Below are 4603 nucleotides of genomic sequence, written 5' to 3'. Positions count from 1 at the left end.
TGGCGCCATGGATGGCGCCATCGAGCCCCCATGGACGGGTTTACGGCGTGTCCTGACCACCCACACCGCCCCGCCATCCCACGGAATGCCGCTTCTGCTGTTGCTGTTGCTGTTGCTGTTGCTTCGGATTCTGGGCAGGTGCAGGGCTGCAAGCCCTGCCGAAAAACCCTTACCGCACTTGCTCCTGCTTGCGCACGATCGCCATCGCGATCTCCAGCGACTGCTCGTAGTTCAACCGCGGGTCCACGGTCGAACGGTAGGCGCGCTCCAGATCACGCTCGGTCAGCTCGCGTGCGCCACCGGTGCATTCGGTCACGTCCTCGCCGGTCAGCTCCAGGTGCACCCCCCCCAGGCGCGTGCCTGCGGCCGCATGCAGATCGAACGACATCTCCACTTCGCCACGCACATTGTCGAAGCGACGTGTCTTGAAACCGTTGGCGGTACTTTCGGTGTTGCCATGCATCGCATCGCACACCCACAGCACGCGACGGCCATCGCGCTTGACCGCATCCAGCAGCGGCGGCAGCTTCTCGGCGATCTGCGCCGCACCCATGCGGTGGATGAAACTCAGGCGGCCCGGTTCGTCATGCGGGTTGAGCACGTCGATCAGGCGCAGCAGCTGGTCCGGCGTCACCGATGGGCCGACCTTGATCGCGATCGGATTGCGCACGCCACGCAGGTATTCCACGTGTGCGCCATCGAGCGCAGCGGTGCGCATGCCAATCCACGGGTAATGCGTGCTCAGGTTCAACCAGCCCTGCTGGCGCGGCACCTGCCGGGTCAGCGCCTGCTCGTAGGGCAGCAGCAACGCCTCGTGCGAGGTGTAGAAATCGATGCGGTTGAGGTTGTGCACGCGGGCCCCGGCCAGGGTCTCCATGAAGTGCACCGCATCACCGATCGAGGCCACCATCTTCTGGTACTCGGCGGCCAGCGGCGAGTGGCTTACCCATTCCAGGTTCCAGTATTCGGGGTGGTGAAGGTCGGCGAAGCCACCGTCGATCAGCGCACGCACGAAATTCATCGTCATCGCCGAGTGCGCGTGGGCCTGCAGCATCCGCTTCGGGTCCGGCAGGCGCGCCGCCTCGGTGAAGGCCGGCGCGTTGATCACATCGCCGCGGTAGCTCGGCAGCGTCACACCGTCGCGGGTCTCGGTATCGGCCGAACGCGGCTTGGCGTACTGGCCGGCGAAACGACCGACGCGGATCACCGGCTGGCGCAGGCCGTGAACCAGCACCAGGCTCATCTGCAGCAGCACCTTCAGGCGGTTGGAGATGGTGCCCGATTCGCAGTCGCTGAAATTCTCGGCGCAGTCGCCACCCTGCAGCAGGAAGCGCTTGCCCTCCTGGGCCTCGGCCAGCTGCTGCTTCAGCGCCAGGATCTCCCACGAGGTGACCAGCGGCGGCAGCCGCTTCAGCTCGTGCAGGGCAGCGTCCAGCGCCACAGGGTCCGGATAGGTCGGCATCTGCAGCGCGGTCTTGCCACGCCAGCTCTCCGGCGACCAGGCAGCGCCGGTGGCCGCTGCGACGGGATCGGGGACAGGCGAAACGGCGGACAGGCTCATTGCAGGCTTCCGGAGGTGGGAGACGTTCATGGTCGCAGAGCCGACCGCTGTCGCAAAGGGTCGAACGTCGTCTGCACATGACTGAACGCCGGGGAAAGGGCATCGCGACCGGCCAAAAGCGGCATGCTCACGGCCAGCCGGACAGGCGCATGATTCGCCACGCATTGTTACGAAGTAACACTCAATCCCCATTGGCCCCTTCCACAGCGTATCCGCCATGAAGCCCTCCCTGCTCGCTACCGGCATCACCTTCGCCCTGACCCTGGCCAGCCTGCCTTCCCTCGCTGTGGCCGCCGATGCCGCCGCTCCCGTGAAGGATCTCGACACGGTCACCGTCAGCGCCCAACTCGACCAGGCCCGCAACGCACTGTCGCCGGACATCGGCAGCAGCCAGTACCAGATCACCGCCGAGGACATCCAGAAGCAGCCGCTGGGCGCCTCCGCGCCGCTCAGCCAGGTGCTGCTGCAGGCGCCGGGCGTGGTCCAGGATTCCTATGGCGGCGTGCACGTGCGCGGCGACCACGCCAATCTGCAGTACCGCATCAACGGCGTGCTGTTGCCCGAATCGATCTCCGGCTTCGGCCAGACCCTGGATGCGCGCACGATCAAGAGCATCCGGCTGATGGACGGGGCATTGCCAGCACAGTTCGGCGAGCGCACCGCCGCGGTGGTCGACATCACCACCCGCAGCGGCGCCGAGCTCGGCAATGGCGGCAGCGTCGGCATCACCACCGGCTCGTTCGGCAAGGTCAATCCGAATGCCTCATGGTGGGGCTCGCAGGGGCGCTGGAGCTGGTTCCTGACCGGCAACTACGATCAGAACGAAGTCGGCCTGGAGAACCCGACCCGTTCGCGCAAGCCGGAGCATGACGATACCCACCAAGGCAAGGCGTTCGCCGACCTGACCTATCTGGTCAACGACACCACCTGCCTGAGCGTGTTCGCCGGCTTCGCCAACAACCGCTTCCAGATTCCGGTCAACCCCGGCCAGACGCCGCAGTTCGGCTACCTGGACACCACCACCTTCGATTCCAGCCAGCTGGATGAGACCCAGCGCGAGACCACGCGCTTCGGCATGCTGGTGCTGCAGGGCACACTGGGCGACACCGCCTACCAGGTCTCGGCCGGGCAGCGTTACAGCGATGTCGGCTTCAATCCTGATGTGGTCGGCGATCTGGTGTTCAGCGGCGTCGCCTCGCAGGTCCAGCGCAGCAACCGCGCCAACACCCTGCAGGCCGACTTCTCCACCCCACTGGGCAACGACCACACATTGCGCTACGGCCTGTACGGCAACTACGAGAACGCGCGGGCCAGCAACAACAGCTGGGTATTCCCGGTTGATGATGCCGGCCAGCAGTCCAGCACCACACCGCTGCTGATACCTGACCGCAGCGCGTTCCATGCCAGCACGCTGGCGTTGTACGTGCAGGACGAATGGAAGCTCGGCGACGACTGGACCGCGAACTACGGCCTGCGTGGCGACCGCTACAAAGCCTTCGGCCACACCGAGGGCCAGCTCAGCCCGCGCGTGGGCGTGGTCTGGAATGCCAGCGACAGCACCACCGTGCACGCCGGCTATTCACGTTACTTCACGCCACCGGCCAGCGAACTGATCGCCAGCAGCGACATCGCGCTATACGACGGCACCACCAACCAGCAGCCCAGCGGCGGCAACAACACGCCGCTGGCCGAGCGCAGCGACTACTACGACATCGGCGTCTCGCAGCAACTGGGCGAGCACCTGACCCTGGGCCTGGATGCGTATGACCGACGCGTCGCCCGCCTGCAGGACGAAGGCCAGTTCGGCGCCGCCTACATCTATTCGACCTTCAACTATCGCCGTGGCCATATCCGCGGCCTGGAGTTCAGTGCCGACTACAGCAACGGTCCGTTCAGCGCCTACTTCAACGCCGCGCTGAACAAGGCCATCGGTACCGACGTCATCACCGGCCAGTACAACCTCGATCCGGACGCGCTGGCCTATGTGGCCAACCACTGGATCCACCTCGACCACGACCAGAAGCTGACGTCGTCCGGTGGCCTCAGTTACGCCTTCGCCGGGCACAACCGGATCGGGGCCAACTACGTGTTCGGCAGCGGCCTGCGTTCGGACATTGAGGGCGTGCCCAATGGTGGCGAGCTGCCGTCCTACCTGCAGGTGAATCTCAGCGCCGGACACGATTTCAACGCCGACAGCGGTCATCCGCTGCATGTGCAGCTGGCCGTGATCAACGCACTGGACCGCAGCTACCAGCTGCGCGATGGCGGCGGTGTCGGCGTGTTCGCCCCGCAGTGGGGGCCGCGCCGTGGCGCTTACCTGAGCCTGCAGCAGGACTTCTGAGGTAGTGCCGGCCGGCGGCCGGCACTGCCCTGCTTCAGCGCTTGACCTTGCGCAGCGACACCACCAGCGCCCACAGCGCCAGCAGCACGAACCACACGGCCGACCACATCGGCATGGTCAGGCCCAGGAACGTCCAGTCGATGTTGCCGCAGTTGCCGGTACCGGTCAGCACGGTGCGGAACACTTCCAGCGGGCCCATGGTCTCGCTCAGGAAGGCCAGCGGCGGGCCACAGGTGGAACCCATTTCCGGCGGCAGCATCTGCACGTAGACGTGGCGCGCGGCGATGCCGACACCCACTGCGGCGGCAATGAAGGCCAGCACGCCATAGGTCGCGCGGCCGGGGCGATTGGACGGACCATGCAGCGCGCCGATCAGGAACAGCAGGCCGAGCGCGGCGAAGGCCAAGCGCTGGAAGATGCACAGCGGACACGGCTCCAGGCCCATCTTCAGCTGCAGGAAGATCGCGTAGCCAAGCAGGCCCGCGCAGATCAGGAAGCCCAGGAAGAACTGGGCGCGGAAGGGCCAGCGCAGTGGATTCATCGTCAACGCTCGAATGGATCAGGCGCCAAGCGTAACCGAGAGTGCGCGCCGTCTGAACCGTCACAGGTGACGCCTGTCGGAACGGTGTGGGTCGCATTGTGCCGCAGGTAGCGGGGGGGGGGGGGGGGGGGGGGGGGGGGGGGGGGGGGGGGGGGGGGGG

General features: G+C 66.3%; 3 protein-coding genes. 1 reads left to right on the top strand and 2 read right to left on the bottom strand.

The window, feature by feature from the left end; translation table 11 throughout:
• Positions 1 to 169 precede the first annotated feature (169 nt).
• Positions 170 to 1561 (bottom strand): class II 3-deoxy-7-phosphoheptulonate synthase, encoded by a 1392-nt coding sequence (locus tag ACTJJM_RS21065; protein WP_010483972.1) that lies wholly within the window; start codon positions 1559 to 1561, stop codon positions 170 to 172.
• Between the two features lie 217 nt (positions 1562 to 1778).
• Here ACTJJM_RS21065 and ACTJJM_RS21060 point away from each other — a divergent pair, with 217 nt between their 5' ends.
• The gene (locus ACTJJM_RS21060; protein WP_440865949.1) at positions 1779 to 3902 is read left to right on the top strand and encodes a TonB-dependent receptor; all 2124 of its coding nucleotides are present in this window, start codon (positions 1779 to 1781) and stop codon (positions 3900 to 3902) included.
• Between the two features lie 34 nt (positions 3903 to 3936).
• On the opposite strand, the gene ACTJJM_RS21055 is transcribed toward ACTJJM_RS21060, so the two are convergent.
• Positions 3937 to 4443, bottom strand: coding sequence for a disulfide bond formation protein B (locus ACTJJM_RS21055; RefSeq protein WP_043401431.1), 507 nt, complete (start codon positions 4441 to 4443; stop codon positions 3937 to 3939).
• Positions 4444 to 4603 lie beyond the last annotated feature (160 nt).

Origin of the sequence: Stenotrophomonas sp. 22692 (genome assembly GCF_052045015.1) — a bacterium.
Lineage (GTDB): Bacteria > Pseudomonadota > Gammaproteobacteria > Xanthomonadales > Xanthomonadaceae > Stenotrophomonas > Stenotrophomonas geniculata.
The sequence above is the reverse complement of the archived record's forward strand: the minus strand, read 5'-3'. Positions and strand labels throughout refer to the sequence as shown.